Below are 14,034 nucleotides of genomic sequence, written 5' to 3' on the forward strand. Positions count from 1 at the left end.
AGAAGTAATTCCAATATGGAAATTGCCGTAAAAAATATTCAAGGAGAAGATACCGGACGCTCGGTAACTCTAGAAGATAGCATCTTCGGCGTAGAGCCTAATGATCATGCCATCTATCTGGATGTAAAGCAGTATATGGCTAATCAGCGTCAAGGTACTCACAAAGCAAAGGAACGAGCAGAAATTTCTGGGTCTACGCGTAAAATAAAGCGTCAGAAAGGAACTGGTACTGCGCGGGCAGGTAGCATCAAGTCGCCCATCTTTCGAGGAGGAGGGCGAGTTTTTGGACCCCGACCACGTGACTACAGCTTTAAGCTAAATAAAAAAGTGAAGCAATTAGCTCGTAAGTCAGCACTCGCTTATAAAGCAAAAGACAATCAAATTACGATTCTAGAAGCATTTAACTTTGAGGCACCTAAGACTAAAAATTACTTAGGGTTGCTCTCTACACTTTCACTTCAAGATGGAAAGTCTTTAATGGTGCTAGACAGTCCGAATAGGAACATCACGCTATCGGCTCGAAACTTACCCAATGTTAAAGTAGTTACTGCTAGCCAGTTAAATACTTACGAGATTTTAGATGCAAGCTACCTGATAATGAGTGAAGAGGCGGTAAAAGTGTTGAAAGAGATGTATGATAAAAAGGCCAACGATAATTAGATATGAATATTCTCAAGAAGCCTTTAGTAACCGAGAAAATATCGGAGCAGAACGAACAAGGAAAGTATGGTTTCGTTGTAGATCGGCGAGCTAATAAACTACAGATTCGGGACGCAGTTGAAAAGATGTATGGCGTAACGGTAGATAGGGTCTGGACAATGAACTATCAAGGAAAAGCCAAAAGCAGATACACTAAGTCTGGAGTTATATCCGGAAAATCCCCCAACTTTAAAAAAGCTATTATAAAAGTAGCTGATGGGGATATTATTGATTTTTACAGTAACGTTTAATTGTGAGGTAATATGGCAGTTAAAAAACTTAGGCCGATAACTCCAGGACAGCGACATAGAATAGCTCCAGACTTTTCTGAAATTACCACTAATAAGCCCGAAAGGTCTTTGGTAGTAACCTTAAAAAGGTCAGGTGGCCGAAACAATCAAGGGCGAATGACCACCCGAAATATAGGTGGTGGGCATAAGCGAAAATTGCGTCTGATTGATTTCAAGCGGCAAAAGGTGGATGTTCCTGCTACAGTAAAAACTATTGAGTACGATCCGAACCGCTCAGCGTTCATTTCGCTAATTGAGTATGAGGACGGAGAAAAAACTTACATAATCGCACCTTCAGGGCTGAAAGTTGGACAACAGGTTGTATCAGGCTCTTCAGCGGCCCCAGAAGTAGGGAACTGTCTTCCTTTATCGGCTATCCCACTGGGTACAGTCGTACATAATATTGAGCTGACTCCTGGTAAAGGCGGTCAGATGGCTCGAGGGGCTGGAGCATACGCTCAACTATTAGCTCGCGAAGGTAAGTACGTAACCGTTAAATTGCCTTCAGGTGAGATGAGAATGATTCTTTCTACTTGCATGGCTACGGTTGGTTCAGTATCTAATACTGACCATATGAACGTAACTCATGGTAAAGCGGGACGAAGACGTTGGTTAGGTCGTCGGCCTAGAACTCGAGGAGTTGCCATGAACCCAGTTGATCACCCAATGGGAGGTGGTGAAGGAAGAGCTTCAGGAGGACACCCTCGTTCGCGAAATGGTGTGATTGCTAAAGGGTACAAAACTCGCCGACCTAAGAAGTACTCGAATCGTCTAATTGTTAGTAGAAAGAAAAAGAAATAAATGGCACGTTCACTAAAAAAAGGACCTTACATAGATTTTCGCCTTGAAAAGAAGGTAGAAGCTATGAGTCAGTCCAATAAGAAGTCAGTAATTAAGACTTGGTCTCGCCGTTCAATGGTCTCCCCTGATTTTGTAGGTCAAACCTTTGCGGTACATAATGGAAATAAATTTATTCCGGTATATATCACCGAGAATATGGTGGGCCATAAGCTAGGTGAGTTTGCTCCAACGCGCAATTTTCGTGGGCATATTAATAAAAAAGATAAAGGCAGACGATAATTATGGAAGCGGTAGCAAAATTACGTAATGAACCTACATCGGCCCGCAAAATGCGTTTAGTAGCTGATATGATTCGCGGTAGAAATGTATATGAGGCTCTCAATGTTCTCAAATTTGAATCTAAAAGCGGAGCAGCTAAGTTTGAGAAGTTGTTGGTTTCAGCCATCGCCAATTGGCAAGAGCTGAATGAAGACGAGCGGTCAGATGAAGCTAATTTATACATAAAGGAAGTTCGGGTAGATGGTGCTCGCATACTGAAGCGTTTACGTCCGGCTCCCCAAGGGAGAGCGCATCGTATCCGTAAGCGTTCTAATCATGTTACGCTAATCATTGATAGTAACGCTGTTGAACAAGAAACTCAATCTGAAGATTAGATTTTATTATGGGACAAAAGGTTAACCCAATCGCACTGCGACTAGGAATTATTAAAGGCTGGGATTCTAACTGGTACGGTGGGAAAGACTTTTCCGATAAGCTGGTAGAAGACCACGAGATACGTAAATATATTGACGCTCGCTTATCTCGAGGGGGAGTTTCTAAAATAATTATTGAGCGCACACTTAAACGCATTACATTAACTATTCATACGGCTCGTCCAGGAGTTGTCATTGGTAAGGGTGGGCAAGAAGTTGATAAGCTTAAGGAAGAATTAAAGAAACTTACTGGAAAAGATATTCAGATCAATATTTACGAAATAAAGCGGCCTGAGTTGGATGCCCAGCTTATTGGTGATTCTATTGCTCAGCAACTTCAAGCGAGAATATCGTACCGCCGAGCTATGAAGCAAGCGATAGCTTCTGCATTGCGAGTAGGGGCAGAAGGAATTAAGATTAAAGTTTCTGGCCGATTAGGTGGTGCTGAAATGGCGCGAACGGAACAATATAAAGAAGGGCGTATTCCACTTCATACATTGCGAGCCGATATTGACTATGCAATTTCTGAAGCCAATACAATTTATGGAAAAATAGGTATTAAGGTCTGGGTTTTCCGGGGTGAGGTATTTGGGAAACGCGATTTGTCTCCTAATGTAGGTAACCAAAGTGGAAACACTGGTAGTAGTGGAGGACGTGGAGATCGTCGTAGAGAAGGTGGAAGAGGCCGAAGAAGAAATCGATAAGATAATCAGCTATGTTACAGCCGAAAAGAACAAAATTTAGAAAAAAGCAGAAAGGCCGAGTTAAAGGACTAGCTCAGCGAGGACATACCGTTGCTTTTGGTAGCTTCGGATTAAAGACCCTTGAGCCTGCCTGGATCACTAGTCGGCAGATTGAATCTGCACGTATTGCCATGACTCGCTATATGAAGCGGGAAGGTCAAGTATGGATTCGGATCTTTCCTGATAAACCTGTGACAAAAAAGCCGGCTGAAGTGCGGATGGGTAAAGGAAAGGGTGCACCCGAATATTGGGTAGCTACCGTGAAGCCAGGCCGGATTATGTTTGAGGTATCGGGGGTGCCCTCTGAAGTAGCTAAGGAAGCACTACGGTTAGCCGCTCAAAAACTTCCGGTAAGCACCAAATTTGTTGTTCGTAAAGATTACGTAGGAAAGTAATATGAAAAATGAAGAAATCAAGTCCATGTCTACGGACGAACTGATGGAGACATTAAAGTCTGAGCAGGATAACTTAACCAGACTCCGCTTCGCTCACGCTATTTCGCCGATTGAGAATCCGACGAAGATTAGAACTTCCCGCAAAACAATTGCTCGTATTAAAACGGCACTGCGGGCGCAAGAACTAGCTAATAATTAAGAAGAGATCATGGAGCAGCAAGAACGTAATTTACGCAAAGAACGAATTGGGCAAGTTCTCAGTAACAAGATGGAGAAATCAATTACCATTTCTGTTGAAAGGAAGGTAAAGCACCCAACCTACGGCAAGTTTGTACGGAAAACTACCAAGTTTTTAGCCCACGATGAAAATAACGACTGTGGTATTGGTGATACCGTTCGTATTATGGAAACCCGCCCGTTGAGTAAAAATAAACGATGGCGGTTAGTAGAAATTATTGAAAGAGCTAAGTAATTATGATACAGCAAGAATCCAGACTAAACGTAGCCGATAATAGCGGAGCAAAAGAGGTGCTTTGTATCCGTGTGCTAGGTGGAACTAAACGTCGCTATGCTTCAGTTGGTGATAAGATTGTAGTCACTGTCAAGTCGGCTATTTCCTCTAGCAGCTTAAAGAAAGGCACAGTTTCTAAAGCAGTAATTGTTCGTACCAAAAAAGAAGTGCGCCGAAAGGATGGCTCTTATATTCGGTTTGAAGAGAATGCTGCAGTGCTGTTGAATCCTAATGATGAACCACGTGGCACCCGAATATTCGGACCAGTAGCCCGTGAATTGCGGGAGAAGCAATTTATGAAAATCGTTTCACTAGCTCCTGAAGTACTATAAACTATGGCTAAGCTTAAGAAAAAGAAATTTAAAATTAAATCCGGAGATACTGTAAAAGTAGTTTCGGGTAATGATAAAGGCAAGACCGGAAAAGTAACATCGGTGCTTGTTGCTAAGGATAAATTGTTGGTTGAAGAGGTTAACGTAGTTACTAAACATGTGAAGCCTTCTGCTCAAAATCCCGAGGGAGGACGTAACCAACAAGAAGCTCCTATACACATTAGTAACGTTATGCTGATTAATCCTGCAACGGGAGAACCTACTAAAGTGGGCAGAAAGAAAAATGATAAAGGAAAGATTCAGCGATACAGTAAAGCAACTGGAGAGTTAATTTAATTATGGCAACTACCGAAATATATATTCCGCGCTTAAAGCAAAAATTTCAAGAGGAAATCACTCCTCAGCTAAAGGAGCGGTTCGAGTATTCTTCAGTAATGCAAGTGCCCCGCTTGACTAAAATCGCTGTTAATAAAGGAATTGGAGATGCGGTAGCTGATAAGAAGTTGGTAGATGTGGGAGTAGAAGAGCTAACATTAATTACTGGTCAAAAAGCAGTCCCAACTATTGCTAAAAAGTCAGTATCTAACTTCAAGTTGCGCGAATTCATGCCAATTGGGGCGAAGGTAACATTGCGAGGTAACCGCATGTACGAATTCTTAGATCGTCTTATGTCAGTAGCTTTACCTCGAGTACGCGATTTTCGTGGCATTAATGATAAAGGATTCGACGGACGAGGTAATTATACATTAGGAGTAAAAGAACAAATTATATTTCCAGAGATTAGTATTGATAAAGTAAATCGAATTTCTGGAATGGATATTACGTTTGTTACTACGGCACAAACCGATGAAGAAGCTTACGAGCTACTGAAAGCATTCGGAATGCCTTTTGCAAACCGAAACGCATCATAATTATGGCAAGAAAATCAGTTATCGCTCGAGAAAGAAAACGTCAACGCTTAGTAGAAAAATACGCTGATAAGAGAGCTGAGTTAAAAGCACAAGGCGACTACGAAGCTTTAGATAAGTTACCTAGAAATGCTTCGCCAGTTCGGTTACACAACCGCTGTAAACTAACGGGGCGTCCTAAGGGATATATGCGAAAGTTCGGAATTTCGCGGGTTACATTCCGTGAATTAGCCTCTAATGGAAAGATTCCGGGTATTACTAAAGCAAGCTGGTAAATAATAGCAATATATTTTTTGCAAAGTAAAGAAAACCTTACCTTTGCAATCCGTTTTTCAAAGCGGTAAAGAAATACAGTATGATAACAGATCCAATAGCTGACTACTTAACCCGCCTTAGGAATGCCATTAAAGCAAACCACCGGGTTGTTGAAATACCTGCTTCTAACCTGAAGAAAGAAATTACCCAGGTTTTACATAGTAAGGGATATATTCAAAATTATAAGTTTGAAGAAGGTGTAAACTATCAGGGGATAATTAAGATTGCTCTTAAATATAATCCAATAAAAAAATCTCCTGCGATTACTCATTTGGAAAGAGTAAGCAAGCCTGGTTTACGAAAGTACGCTAAGGCTGATGAGTTGCCTCGAGTGTTAAACGGATTGGGGATTGCCATTCTTTCTACTTCTAAGGGAGTAATTTCTGATAAAGAAGCTCGTCAGCAGAACGTAGGTGGAGAAGTTATTTGCTACGTATATTAATAATACAATATGTCTCGTATAGGAAATCAACCAGTAAATATTCCCGAAGGAGTTTCTATAAGCCGGGAAAACAGTTGGGTAAGAGTAAAAGGTCCCAAAGGAGAATTATCTCAGAAAGTAGATAATGATTTTGATGTGAAGATCGAGGATGGCGAGTTTGTACTATCACGACCTACCGAGCAGAAAAGACATAAAGCCCTTCACGGTTTATACCGCTCATTAGTGGCTAATATGGTGGAAGGAGTGAGTCAGGGATTTAAAAAGGAACTTGAACTGGTTGGGGTTGGTTATCGTGCCAATGTTCAAGGAGATATCTTAGAGCTTAACTTGGGTTATTCTCATAATATATTTTTGCAGATACCTGAAGGAATAAGCATCAACGCTGAAACTGCTAAAGGAAAGAATCCTATAGTGACTCTTGAAGGGTATGATAAGCAGCTTATTGGACAAGTGGCGGCCAAAATTAAGTCTCTACGTCCGGTTGAACCTTATAAAGGAAAAGGTATCCGATTTGTAGGCGAAATTGTTAGAAGAAAAGCAGGTAAGACTGCGGCTAAATAATAGAGTATTATGCCAGTTCGTAAGAATAGTAATCGTCGGAGCCGAATTAAGAAAAGCATCCGGCGCAAGATACAGGGAACTAGTGAGCGGCCTCGGTTGTCAGTTTACAAGAGTAATAAAAATATTTACGCTCAAATCATTGATGACAGCGAAGGTAAGACATTGACCAGCGCGTCATCAACAGAATTAGGTAGTTTTAATAACCCTTCTGTTGAAGTATCAAACAACGTTGGAAAGAAATTAGCTGAAAAAGCAGTAGCTAATGGGCTAGAATCGGTAGTATTTGACAGAAACGGATATATTTACCACGGTAAAGTTAAAGCATTAGCAGAAGGTGCTCGTGAGGGTGGCCTAAAATTTTAACGAATGGCACAGAATGTACGGTCAGTTAAGGCCAGCGAATTAGATTTAAAAGAAAAAGTTGTTGCTATTAAGCGAGTTGCTAAAGTAGTAAAAGGTGGACGGAGGTTCAGCTTTTCTGCTATCGTAGTCGTAGGTAACGGCGATGGAATTGTTGGGTATGGTTTGGGTAAAGCCAATGAGGTAACCGATGCCATTACGAAGGGGGTAGATGATGCGAAAAAGAATTTGCTGAAAGTTCCAGTATTAAAGGGTACAATTCCTCACGAGAATATCGGCAAGTACGGTGGTGGGTTTGTGCTGCTAAAGCCTGCTTCGCCCGGAACAGGAGTAATTGCTGGGGGAGCTATGCGAGCTGTACTGGAAAGTGCTGGAGTGCATGATGTTCTGGCAAAATCCAAGGGGTCTTCTAACCCTCATAATGTGGTTAAAGCCACTTTTGATGCATTAGCTACTATGCGAGATGCTTATGCGGTAGCAGAACAACGAGGAATTGAACTAGAAAAAGTATTTAACGGCTAGAATGATGGCTAAGATTCAGATTACCCAAGTTCGTAGCGCAATTAATAAACCCAAGCGTCAAAAATTGACACTGCAAGCTTTAGGTTTAGGCAAGCTACATAGAACAGTAGAAGTTGAAGCGAGTCCTCAGATAGAGGGAATGGTTAGAAAAGTAGATCATCTTGTAACTGTAAAAAAAGTTTAATATGGATCTTAGTAATTTAAAACCTGCTGAGGGTTCGGTTAAGAATAAAAAACGACTTGGAAGGGGAGCTGGTTCCGGCTGGGGAGGTACCGCCGGACGAGGGCACAAGGGCGCGAAATCTCGCTCTGGCTATAAAATCAAGGCTGGCTTCGAAGGTGGACAAATGCCTTTACAACGCCGGGTGCCTAAGTTTGGATTCAGACCACCCAATCGAGTAGCTTACCATGTAGTTAATGTAGAACAATTACAGGGTGTTGCTGATAAAGTAGGCAAGTCTGAACTATCTTTTCAAGATTTTGTGTCAGTAGGGTTAGTTGGAAAAAAAGATCTGATTAAAATACTAGGCAACGGAGAAATTTCAGCGTCAGTGAAAGTAGAAGCCCACGCTTTTTCAAAGTCAGCTCAAGAGGCTATTGAAAAAGCAGGTGGAGAAACGATCAAACTGTAAGCGTACATGAAGAAGTTCATTACCACTATTAAGAATATATTTTCTATTGAGGAGCTACGTAATCGTATATTAAGTACGGTTGGTTTTCTCATTATATTTCGCCTTGGCTCCTTTGTTGTTCTGCCTGGGGTAGATCCCAATCTACTGGAACAAGGCGCTGATAGTGGTATTTTTGGACTTCTGAACACATTTTTAGGTGGTGCATTCAGTCGTGCTTCAATTTTTGGGTTAGGCATCATGCCGTATATCTCAGCATCAATTGTTATCCAACTATTGACTGTGGCAGTGCCTTACTTCCAGAAGATGCAGAAAGAGGGTGATTCGGGGCGGAAGAAGATGAACCAAATCACTCGAGTTCTCACCATTCTCATTACATTAGGTCAATCAGTAGGATACTTAGCGTATGCGGTACCTGATGAAGCGATTATGATTGATCAAACCCTGTTCACTATTACCGCGATGATTTTGTTATCTGCGGGTACAATCTTTTGTATGTGGCTAGGAGAAAAAATTACGGATAAGGGAATCGGTAACGGTATTTCTATGCTGATCATGATCGGTATTATTTCTCGCTTTCCAGGGGCTATCGTTGCAGAAGCATTAGCAAAAGGAATGAGTGGTGCATTGCTATTTGTGTTAGAAATTGTAGCACTGTTCTTTGTAGTAATGGCATCAGTTATACTTACGCAGGCAATCCGACGAGTTCCGGTTCAATACGCAAAGCAGGTAGTTGGAAATAAGGTATATGGTGGGCAACGGCAGTATATTCCTTTGCGAGTAAATGCTTCCGGAGTAATGCCTATTATCTTTGCTCAGTCACTAATGTTTTTACCTGGCCTACTAGCTGGAATATGGGCTGATCAAAGTGATATTGCCGCCACAATTGGGCGAACATTCGCGGATATTTCCTCTTGGCAGTACAACTTGGTTTTTGGTATATTAATTATCTTATTTACCTTTTTCTATACGGCCATTACGATTAATTCTACCCAAATTTCTGATGACTTGAAGCGAAATGGTGGATTTGTACCTGGAGTAAAACCTGGTAAGCCTACAGCAGATTTTTTAGACACTATATTATCTCGAATCACTCTACCTGGTTCAGTATTCCTATCGATTATTGCTATTATGCCAGCAATTGCTATGGTAGCGGGAGTAACTACTGATTTCTCCTATTTTTATGGTGGAACCTCTTTATTAATTATGGTAGGAGTAATACTAGATACATTACAACAAATAGAAAGCTACTTATTAATGCGTCACTACGAAGGATTGATGAAATCTGGTAGAGTGAAGGGGCGATCGCAAAATGCGGCAGTAGCTTAGTAACTTATGGCAAAACAAGCATCAATAGAGCAAGACGGAACCATTGTTGAGGCACTCTCTAACGCAATGTTTCGAGTAGAATTAGAGAACGGACATGAAGTGATTGCCCATATTTCGGGTAAGATGAGAATGAATTATATTAAAATTCTACCGGGTGATCGGGTGAAGTTAGAAATGTCACCTTACGATCTTACTAAAGGAAGAATTGTTTATCGCTACAAATAAAAGAAATTATGAAAGTAAAAGCGTCCATCAAAAAACGAAGCGTTGATTGCAAAATCGTTCGCCGTAAAGGAAAGCTTTATATTATTAACAAAAGGAACCCTCGGTTCAAACAAAGACAAGGTTAATTATGGCTAGAATTGCTGGAGTTGATATTCCTGACCACAAGCGAGGTGAAATTGGGTTGACATATATTTTCGGAATTGGCCGAAGTGCTTCCCTTAGCATACTAGGAAAAGCAGGCGTAGATCCTGATAAAAAAGTGGGTGAGTGGGATGATGAAGAATCGAATCAGATTCGTCAAATCATTTCTGAAAATCACAAAGTAGAAGGAGTTCTTAAGTCTGAAGTGCAATTGAACATCAAGCGTTTGATGGACATTGGTTGCTACCGAGGTTTGCGTCACCGTAAAGGTTTACCATTGCGAGGGCAGCATACTAAAAATAATTCCCGAACTCGTAAAGGAAAGCGAAAGACAGTTGCTAATAAAAAGAAAGCTACTAAATAATTTATGTAACGACACAAGATATTGTGTCGCCACTGTTCTACTATGGCACAAAAAAGAAAAGATAAAGGCAAAAAAAGAGTTGTTGCGGTTGATACCGTAGGACAAGCTCATATTAAAGCTTCTTTTAACAATATCATTATATCAATTACCAATATGGCGGGGCAGGTTATCTCTTGGTCATCAGCGGGTAAAATGGGATTTAGAGGTTCTAAAAAGAATACTCCCTACGCTGCGCAAATGGCCGCTTCTAACTGCGGTCAGGTCGCTTATGACCAAGGTATGAGAAAAGTAGAAGTGTATGTAAAGGGGCCTGGTTCAGGAAGAGAATCGGCTATCCGTACTCTTCAAAATACTGGGTTGGAGGTAACTATGATTCAAGATGTGACCCCTCTTCCTCATAATGGATGTCGTCCCCCTAAGCGACGTAGAGTTTAATTTACTATAAAGATCATTCGTTTATATGGCTCGTTATACAGGACCTAAAACAAAAATTGCTCGTAAATTTAATGACCCCATCTTCGGGCCGAGCAAAGCTTTACAGAAGAAGAGCTATCCCCCTGGTCAACATGGGCGGAGCAGACGCCGAAAGCAGTCTGAATATGCTATGCAACTAATGGCTAAGCAAAAAGCTAAGTACACTTATGGTGTGCTTGAGCGTCAGTTCGCTAACTTGTTCGAGAAAGCTAGTCGCAGTAAAGGTATTACCGGTGAGGTTTTGTTACAGCTACTGGAAGCTCGGTTAGATAATGTGGTATATCGCTTAGGTATCGCGCCTACTCGGAGAGGTGCTCGTCAATTGGTTTCCCATAAACACATTGTCGTAAATGGAAATGTAGTGAACGTCCCCTCCTACCACCTTAAACCTGGTGATTTGGTAGGGGTGCGAGAAAAATCCAAGTCGCTATTAGCCGTTACCGAAAGTGTAGCTTCCCAAAGTCCTAAAGTAAAGCAGTATTCATGGTTAGAGTGGGATGGTAAGGAATTGACCGGCCGTTTTAGCTCACTTCCTGACCGGGAAGACATTCCTGAAAATATACAGGAACAACTTATTGTTGAGCTTTACTCTAAATAATTTTATAGAATAATTAATAATCACTACCCACAAATTATGTCCATACTTGCATTTCAAATGCCCGAAAAAGTGGTGATGGAAAAGGCTGATAATTTTCACGGCCTTTTTACTTTTAAACCACTAGAGCGAGGGTACGCAGTTACGATAGGTAATGCATTAAGAAGAATTCTTCTTTCCTCTTTGGAAGGTTATGCTATCACAGGTATTAAGATACCTGGTGTATTGCATGAGTTTTCTTCTATTGACGGCGTAGTAGAAGACCTTTCAGAAACAATTCTGAATCTTAAGATGGTTCGGTTCAAAAAAGTAACCGAAGATTTTGTAGAGAACAAAATTGTCATTTCTCTTCAAGGGAAAAACACATTTACCGGTGCTGATATTCAGAATCATACAACGTCGTTTGAAATTCTGAATCCTGAACACGTAATCGCCCATTTAGATGATTCCGTAGATTTAGAAGTGGAACTTTACGTAGATAAAGGAAGAGGATACGTTCCTAGTGAGGAAAATAGTCAGAACGAGCAAAATGCTGGATATATTCCATTAGATGCAGTTTTCTCACCTATCAAGAATGTTACATTTGAGGTAGAAAATACTCGAGTTGAGCAAAAGACTGACTTTGAGCAGCTACTGGTTGATATTCAGACTGATGGGTCAATTCATCCTGAGGATGCGCTAAAGGGTGCTGCTAATATTCTAATTAAGCACTTCATGCTATTTTCTGACCAGAGTATGGTGCTAGAGTCACCTCAACAAGGTGAGCCTGATGCGGTAGATGAAGAGATGCTTCACATGCGTAAGCTTTTGAAAACGCCACTAAACGATTTAGACCTTTCAGTACGGGCTTATAATTGCTTAAAGGCAGCCGATGTGAGAACATTAGGAGACTTAGCCCAATTAGAAATTTCAGATATGATGAAGTTCCGAAACTTCGGTAAAAAGTCGCTGGCTGAGCTAGAGCAGCTTATTCAGGATAAAAACCTGTCGTTTGGAATGGATTTATCAAAATATAAGTTAGAAGAAGATTAATCACCCAGTTGGGTGCGGTAAAGAAATAGAGTCATGAGACACGGTAAGCGATTTAATCATTTAGGAAGAACATCTCCGCATCGGAAATCTATGCTAGCGAATATGGCGTCTTCGCTTATTGTTCATAAGCGGTTGACGACTACTGTAGCAAAAGCAAAAGCATTACGCCAGTACGTAGAACCGATTATAACCCGATCTAAAGTAGATGATACGCACTCTCGTAGAGTAGTATTTTCGTACTTAAAAGATAAAGATTCTTCTCGGGTTCTGTTTGATGAAGTAGCGGAGAGAATAGCAGATCGGCCCGGAGGTTATACCCGAATTATTAAGTTAGGGAACCGATTGGGCGATAATGCCGAGATGTGTATGATTGAGTTAGTTGACTTTAACGAAATTTACCAGCAAGAAGAAAAACAAGCAAAAGGTAAAACTCGCCGAAGTCGACGGGGTAGTAAGAAAAAGTCTTCAGCACCACAGGCAGAAGACACCTCTACCCAAACAGCTTCAACTTCTAAAGCGGTAGCTGAACCTGAAGAGCCTCAAACACAGGAAGAAAACGCTGTAGCCGAAAGCGAAACTCAGGAGGAAGTTGTGGAATTAAGCGGTGAAGTAGTAGTTGAAGAGACTACCGAAAGTGAAGCAAACGAGATAGTAGAAGCTATCAAAGAAGAGGAAAAGAAAGCAGATTCAGACGATAACCCCCAAGCGAAAGACACATCTTCTGAAAACGATGATGAAAAAGAGACTAAGGGTTAATCTGATAGCTTTATAGATATAAAAAGGGAATTATTCGGTAAACGAATGATTCCCTTTTTTTTTACTTCATATTTTACAAACTTGCTACCAACTTATACACTATGCAGCATTCGGAGATTCCTCAGCGCCCCGCCATATTACTTTTAGAAGACGGTACTTATTTTGAAGGTGAAGCCATTGGTAGAATTGGGATCAGCGGAGGGGAGATTTGTTTTAATACGGGTATGACGGGTTATCAAGAAATTTATACCGATCCGTCGTACTACGGTCAAATTATTGTTAACACCACTGCCCATATTGGTAACTACGGAGTGCTGGACTCTGAAGAAGAATCGGAGCATCCGCAAATACGAGCCATTGTAGTAAATTCCTTTTCAGATGGATACAGCCGCAATCAAGCTGATAGCGATCTTCAAAAATATTTGGAAGAACATCAAGTAGTAGGCATTACCAATATTGACACGCGGAAGCTAGTTCGGCATATTCGCTCTAAAGGTGCTATGAACGCTATTATTTCTTCCGAGGATCTATCCATAGAATCATTGCAAGATAAGTTGGCTGAAGTTCCTTCTATGGATGGACTAGAACTTTCTAGTGAAGTTTCCACTCAGGAAACCTTCTTGTTAGGTGATAGTGAAGCACCAATAAAGGTGGCAGTGTTGGATCTAGGCATTAAGACATCAATCTTGAATAACTTATTGAAGCGAGGATGCCAGTGTAAAGTGTTTCCGGCTCGTACTACCTACGCTGAGATGATAAAGTGGAACCCAGATGGCTTCTTTATTTCTAATGGTCCTGGCGATCCGAGTGCCATGGATTATGCGGTCGAGACAGTAAAAGAAATTGTTGAAAATGATCATCCTTTGTTCGGAATATGTTTGGGGCATCAGCTTTTAGGATTGGCTAGTGGTATTGCTA

At 41.1% G+C, this 14,034-nt stretch carries 28 protein-coding genes; all 28 read left to right on the forward strand.

Annotated features, from left to right (window positions below; genetic code table 11):
• The first annotated feature begins 15 nt into the window (after window positions 1-15).
• Window positions 16-660 carry a 50S ribosomal protein L4 gene (rplD, locus tag WBA23_RS20190; RefSeq protein ID WP_424584111.1) on the forward strand — a complete coding sequence of 215 codons (645 nt, stop codon included), beginning with the start codon at window positions 16-18 and terminating at the stop codon, window positions 658-660.
• Between the two features lie 2 nt (window positions 661-662).
• Window positions 663-950 carry a 50S ribosomal protein L23 gene (rplW, locus tag WBA23_RS20195; RefSeq protein WP_424584086.1) on the forward strand — a complete coding sequence of 96 codons (288 nt, stop codon included), beginning with the start codon at window positions 663-665 and terminating at the stop codon, window positions 948-950.
• A 12-nt stretch (window positions 951-962) separates the two neighbouring features.
• Window positions 963-1,790 carry a 50S ribosomal protein L2 gene (rplB, locus tag WBA23_RS20200; protein WP_424584087.1) on the forward strand — a complete coding sequence of 276 codons (828 nt, stop codon included), beginning with the start codon at window positions 963-965 and terminating at the stop codon, window positions 1,788-1,790.
• On the forward strand, window positions 1,791-2,069 hold the full coding sequence (gene rpsS / locus WBA23_RS20205) for a 30S ribosomal protein S19 (protein ID WP_424584088.1): 279 nt from the start codon (window positions 1,791-1,793) through the stop codon (window positions 2,067-2,069).
• A 2-nt stretch (window positions 2,070-2,071) separates the two neighbouring features.
• A complete protein-coding gene (rplV, locus tag WBA23_RS20210; RefSeq protein WP_424584089.1) occupies window positions 2,072-2,443 on the forward strand; it encodes a 50S ribosomal protein L22 in 372 nt (123 codons plus the stop codon).
• A gap of 8 nt (window positions 2,444-2,451) precedes the next feature.
• The gene (rpsC, locus tag WBA23_RS20215; RefSeq protein ID WP_424584090.1) at window positions 2,452-3,186 is read left to right on the forward strand and encodes a 30S ribosomal protein S3; all 735 of its coding nucleotides are present in this window, start codon (window positions 2,452-2,454) and stop codon (window positions 3,184-3,186) included.
• An 11-nt stretch (window positions 3,187-3,197) separates the two neighbouring features.
• A complete protein-coding gene (gene rplP / locus WBA23_RS20220) occupies window positions 3,198-3,620 on the forward strand; it encodes a 50S ribosomal protein L16 (protein WP_424584091.1) in 423 nt (140 codons plus the stop codon).
• A gap of 1 nt (window position 3,621) precedes the next feature.
• Complete coding sequence (gene rpmC / locus WBA23_RS20225) at window positions 3,622-3,819, forward strand: 50S ribosomal protein L29 (RefSeq protein ID WP_424584092.1); 198 nt, start codon at window positions 3,622-3,624, stop codon at window positions 3,817-3,819.
• A 9-nt stretch (window positions 3,820-3,828) separates the two neighbouring features.
• The gene (rpsQ, locus tag WBA23_RS20230) at window positions 3,829-4,092 is read left to right on the forward strand and encodes a 30S ribosomal protein S17 (RefSeq protein WP_424584093.1); all 264 of its coding nucleotides are present in this window, start codon (window positions 3,829-3,831) and stop codon (window positions 4,090-4,092) included.
• 2 nt (window positions 4,093-4,094) lie between these two features.
• The gene (rplN, locus tag WBA23_RS20235; RefSeq protein WP_424584094.1) at window positions 4,095-4,463 is read left to right on the forward strand and encodes a 50S ribosomal protein L14; all 369 of its coding nucleotides are present in this window, start codon (window positions 4,095-4,097) and stop codon (window positions 4,461-4,463) included.
• Between the two features lie 3 nt (window positions 4,464-4,466).
• Complete coding sequence (gene rplX, locus WBA23_RS20240; RefSeq protein WP_424584095.1) at window positions 4,467-4,799, forward strand: 50S ribosomal protein L24; 333 nt, start codon at window positions 4,467-4,469, stop codon at window positions 4,797-4,799.
• 2 nt (window positions 4,800-4,801) lie between these two features.
• On the forward strand, window positions 4,802-5,374 hold the full coding sequence (gene rplE, locus WBA23_RS20245; RefSeq protein ID WP_424584096.1) for a 50S ribosomal protein L5: 573 nt from the start codon (window positions 4,802-4,804) through the stop codon (window positions 5,372-5,374).
• A gap of 2 nt (window positions 5,375-5,376) precedes the next feature.
• Window positions 5,377-5,646, forward strand: coding sequence for a 30S ribosomal protein S14 (rpsN, locus tag WBA23_RS20250; RefSeq protein WP_424584097.1), 270 nt, complete (start codon window positions 5,377-5,379; stop codon window positions 5,644-5,646).
• A gap of 80 nt (window positions 5,647-5,726) precedes the next feature.
• The gene (gene rpsH, locus WBA23_RS20255; protein ID WP_424584098.1) at window positions 5,727-6,128 is read left to right on the forward strand and encodes a 30S ribosomal protein S8; all 402 of its coding nucleotides are present in this window, start codon (window positions 5,727-5,729) and stop codon (window positions 6,126-6,128) included.
• 9 nt (window positions 6,129-6,137) lie between these two features.
• Window positions 6,138-6,689, forward strand: a complete 552-nt coding sequence (rplF, locus tag WBA23_RS20260) for a 50S ribosomal protein L6 (protein ID WP_424584099.1) — start codon at window positions 6,138-6,140, stop codon at window positions 6,687-6,689.
• A gap of 9 nt (window positions 6,690-6,698) precedes the next feature.
• Window positions 6,699-7,052 carry a 50S ribosomal protein L18 gene (rplR, locus tag WBA23_RS20265; RefSeq protein ID WP_424584100.1) on the forward strand — a complete coding sequence of 118 codons (354 nt, stop codon included), beginning with the start codon at window positions 6,699-6,701 and terminating at the stop codon, window positions 7,050-7,052.
• Between the two features lie 3 nt (window positions 7,053-7,055).
• Window positions 7,056-7,571 carry a 30S ribosomal protein S5 gene (rpsE, locus tag WBA23_RS20270; RefSeq protein ID WP_424584101.1) on the forward strand — a complete coding sequence of 172 codons (516 nt, stop codon included), beginning with the start codon at window positions 7,056-7,058 and terminating at the stop codon, window positions 7,569-7,571.
• Window positions 7,572-7,575: 4 nt separating this feature from the next.
• On the forward strand, window positions 7,576-7,755 hold the full coding sequence (gene rpmD, locus WBA23_RS20275; protein WP_424584112.1) for a 50S ribosomal protein L30: 180 nt from the start codon (window positions 7,576-7,578) through the stop codon (window positions 7,753-7,755).
• A gap of 1 nt (window position 7,756) precedes the next feature.
• Window positions 7,757-8,203 (forward strand): 50S ribosomal protein L15, encoded by a 447-nt coding sequence (gene rplO, locus WBA23_RS20280; protein WP_424584102.1) that lies wholly within the window; start codon window positions 7,757-7,759, stop codon window positions 8,201-8,203.
• Window positions 8,204-8,209: 6 nt separating this feature from the next.
• The gene (gene secY, locus WBA23_RS20285) at window positions 8,210-9,529 is read left to right on the forward strand and encodes a preprotein translocase subunit SecY (protein WP_424584103.1); all 1,320 of its coding nucleotides are present in this window, start codon (window positions 8,210-8,212) and stop codon (window positions 9,527-9,529) included.
• 6 nt (window positions 9,530-9,535) lie between these two features.
• A complete protein-coding gene (gene infA / locus WBA23_RS20290; protein ID WP_302206019.1) occupies window positions 9,536-9,754 on the forward strand; it encodes a translation initiation factor IF-1 in 219 nt (72 codons plus the stop codon).
• Window positions 9,755-9,762: 8 nt separating this feature from the next.
• Window positions 9,763-9,879 carry a type B 50S ribosomal protein L36 gene (gene ykgO, locus WBA23_RS20295; RefSeq protein ID WP_424584104.1) on the forward strand — a complete coding sequence of 39 codons (117 nt, stop codon included), beginning with the start codon at window positions 9,763-9,765 and terminating at the stop codon, window positions 9,877-9,879.
• 2 nt (window positions 9,880-9,881) lie between these two features.
• Window positions 9,882-10,259 (forward strand): 30S ribosomal protein S13, encoded by a 378-nt coding sequence (gene rpsM / locus WBA23_RS20300; protein WP_424584105.1) that lies wholly within the window; start codon window positions 9,882-9,884, stop codon window positions 10,257-10,259.
• Between the two features lie 42 nt (window positions 10,260-10,301).
• The gene (gene rpsK, locus WBA23_RS20305) at window positions 10,302-10,694 is read left to right on the forward strand and encodes a 30S ribosomal protein S11 (protein WP_424584106.1); all 393 of its coding nucleotides are present in this window, start codon (window positions 10,302-10,304) and stop codon (window positions 10,692-10,694) included.
• 25 nt (window positions 10,695-10,719) lie between these two features.
• Window positions 10,720-11,331, forward strand: coding sequence for a 30S ribosomal protein S4 (gene rpsD / locus WBA23_RS20310; RefSeq protein ID WP_424584107.1), 612 nt, complete (start codon window positions 10,720-10,722; stop codon window positions 11,329-11,331).
• Window positions 11,332-11,367: 36 nt separating this feature from the next.
• Window positions 11,368-12,360, forward strand: a complete 993-nt coding sequence (locus tag WBA23_RS20315; RefSeq protein WP_424584108.1) for a DNA-directed RNA polymerase subunit alpha — start codon at window positions 11,368-11,370, stop codon at window positions 12,358-12,360.
• A gap of 33 nt (window positions 12,361-12,393) precedes the next feature.
• A complete protein-coding gene (gene rplQ / locus WBA23_RS20320) occupies window positions 12,394-13,116 on the forward strand; it encodes a 50S ribosomal protein L17 (RefSeq protein ID WP_424584109.1) in 723 nt (240 codons plus the stop codon).
• Window positions 13,117-13,217: 101 nt separating this feature from the next.
• Window positions 13,218-14,034: glutamine-hydrolyzing carbamoyl-phosphate synthase small subunit (gene carA / locus WBA23_RS20325; protein WP_424584110.1), on the forward strand; the 817-nt coding region annotated here is incomplete at its 3' end.

This window comes from Tunicatimonas sp. (genome assembly GCF_049647865.1).
Taxonomy (GTDB): Bacteria; Bacteroidota; Bacteroidia; order Cytophagales; family Cyclobacteriaceae; genus Tunicatimonas.

What these genes read in the sequence shown, in the direction of transcription:
- rplD (WP_424584111.1), top strand. Translation starts at nt 16, where the DNA reads ATGGAAATTGCCGTAAAAAATATTCAAGGAGAAGATACCGGACGCTCG.
- rplW (WP_424584086.1), top strand. Translation starts at nt 663, where the DNA reads ATGAATATTCTCAAGAAGCCTTTAGTAACCGAGAAAATATCGGAGCAG.
- rplB (WP_424584087.1), top strand. Translation starts at nt 963, where the DNA reads ATGGCAGTTAAAAAACTTAGGCCGATAACTCCAGGACAGCGACATAGA.
- rpsS (WP_424584088.1), top strand. Translation starts at nt 1,791, where the DNA reads ATGGCACGTTCACTAAAAAAAGGACCTTACATAGATTTTCGCCTTGAA.
- rplV (WP_424584089.1), top strand. Translation starts at nt 2,072, where the DNA reads ATGGAAGCGGTAGCAAAATTACGTAATGAACCTACATCGGCCCGCAAA.
- rpsC (WP_424584090.1), top strand. Translation starts at nt 2,452, where the DNA reads ATGGGACAAAAGGTTAACCCAATCGCACTGCGACTAGGAATTATTAAA.
- rplP (WP_424584091.1), top strand. Translation starts at nt 3,198, where the DNA reads ATGTTACAGCCGAAAAGAACAAAATTTAGAAAAAAGCAGAAAGGCCGA.
- rpmC (WP_424584092.1), top strand. Translation starts at nt 3,622, where the DNA reads ATGAAAAATGAAGAAATCAAGTCCATGTCTACGGACGAACTGATGGAG.
- rpsQ (WP_424584093.1), top strand. Translation starts at nt 3,829, where the DNA reads ATGGAGCAGCAAGAACGTAATTTACGCAAAGAACGAATTGGGCAAGTT.
- rplN (WP_424584094.1), top strand. Translation starts at nt 4,095, where the DNA reads ATGATACAGCAAGAATCCAGACTAAACGTAGCCGATAATAGCGGAGCA.
- rplX (WP_424584095.1), top strand. Translation starts at nt 4,467, where the DNA reads ATGGCTAAGCTTAAGAAAAAGAAATTTAAAATTAAATCCGGAGATACT.
- rplE (WP_424584096.1), top strand. Translation starts at nt 4,802, where the DNA reads ATGGCAACTACCGAAATATATATTCCGCGCTTAAAGCAAAAATTTCAA.
- rpsN (WP_424584097.1), top strand. Translation starts at nt 5,377, where the DNA reads ATGGCAAGAAAATCAGTTATCGCTCGAGAAAGAAAACGTCAACGCTTA.
- rpsH (WP_424584098.1), top strand. Translation starts at nt 5,727, where the DNA reads ATGATAACAGATCCAATAGCTGACTACTTAACCCGCCTTAGGAATGCC.
- rplF (WP_424584099.1), top strand. Translation starts at nt 6,138, where the DNA reads ATGTCTCGTATAGGAAATCAACCAGTAAATATTCCCGAAGGAGTTTCT.
- rplR (WP_424584100.1), top strand. Translation starts at nt 6,699, where the DNA reads ATGCCAGTTCGTAAGAATAGTAATCGTCGGAGCCGAATTAAGAAAAGC.
- rpsE (WP_424584101.1), top strand. Translation starts at nt 7,056, where the DNA reads ATGGCACAGAATGTACGGTCAGTTAAGGCCAGCGAATTAGATTTAAAA.
- rpmD (WP_424584112.1), top strand. Translation starts at nt 7,576, where the DNA reads ATGGCTAAGATTCAGATTACCCAAGTTCGTAGCGCAATTAATAAACCC.
- rplO (WP_424584102.1), top strand. Translation starts at nt 7,757, where the DNA reads ATGGATCTTAGTAATTTAAAACCTGCTGAGGGTTCGGTTAAGAATAAA.
- secY (WP_424584103.1), top strand. Translation starts at nt 8,210, where the DNA reads ATGAAGAAGTTCATTACCACTATTAAGAATATATTTTCTATTGAGGAG.
- infA (WP_302206019.1), top strand. Translation starts at nt 9,536, where the DNA reads ATGGCAAAACAAGCATCAATAGAGCAAGACGGAACCATTGTTGAGGCA.
- ykgO (WP_424584104.1), top strand. Translation starts at nt 9,763, where the DNA reads ATGAAAGTAAAAGCGTCCATCAAAAAACGAAGCGTTGATTGCAAAATC.
- rpsM (WP_424584105.1), top strand. Translation starts at nt 9,882, where the DNA reads ATGGCTAGAATTGCTGGAGTTGATATTCCTGACCACAAGCGAGGTGAA.
- rpsK (WP_424584106.1), top strand. Translation starts at nt 10,302, where the DNA reads ATGGCACAAAAAAGAAAAGATAAAGGCAAAAAAAGAGTTGTTGCGGTT.
- rpsD (WP_424584107.1), top strand. Translation starts at nt 10,720, where the DNA reads ATGGCTCGTTATACAGGACCTAAAACAAAAATTGCTCGTAAATTTAAT.
- WBA23_RS20315 (WP_424584108.1), top strand. Translation starts at nt 11,368, where the DNA reads ATGTCCATACTTGCATTTCAAATGCCCGAAAAAGTGGTGATGGAAAAG.
- rplQ (WP_424584109.1), top strand. Translation starts at nt 12,394, where the DNA reads ATGAGACACGGTAAGCGATTTAATCATTTAGGAAGAACATCTCCGCAT.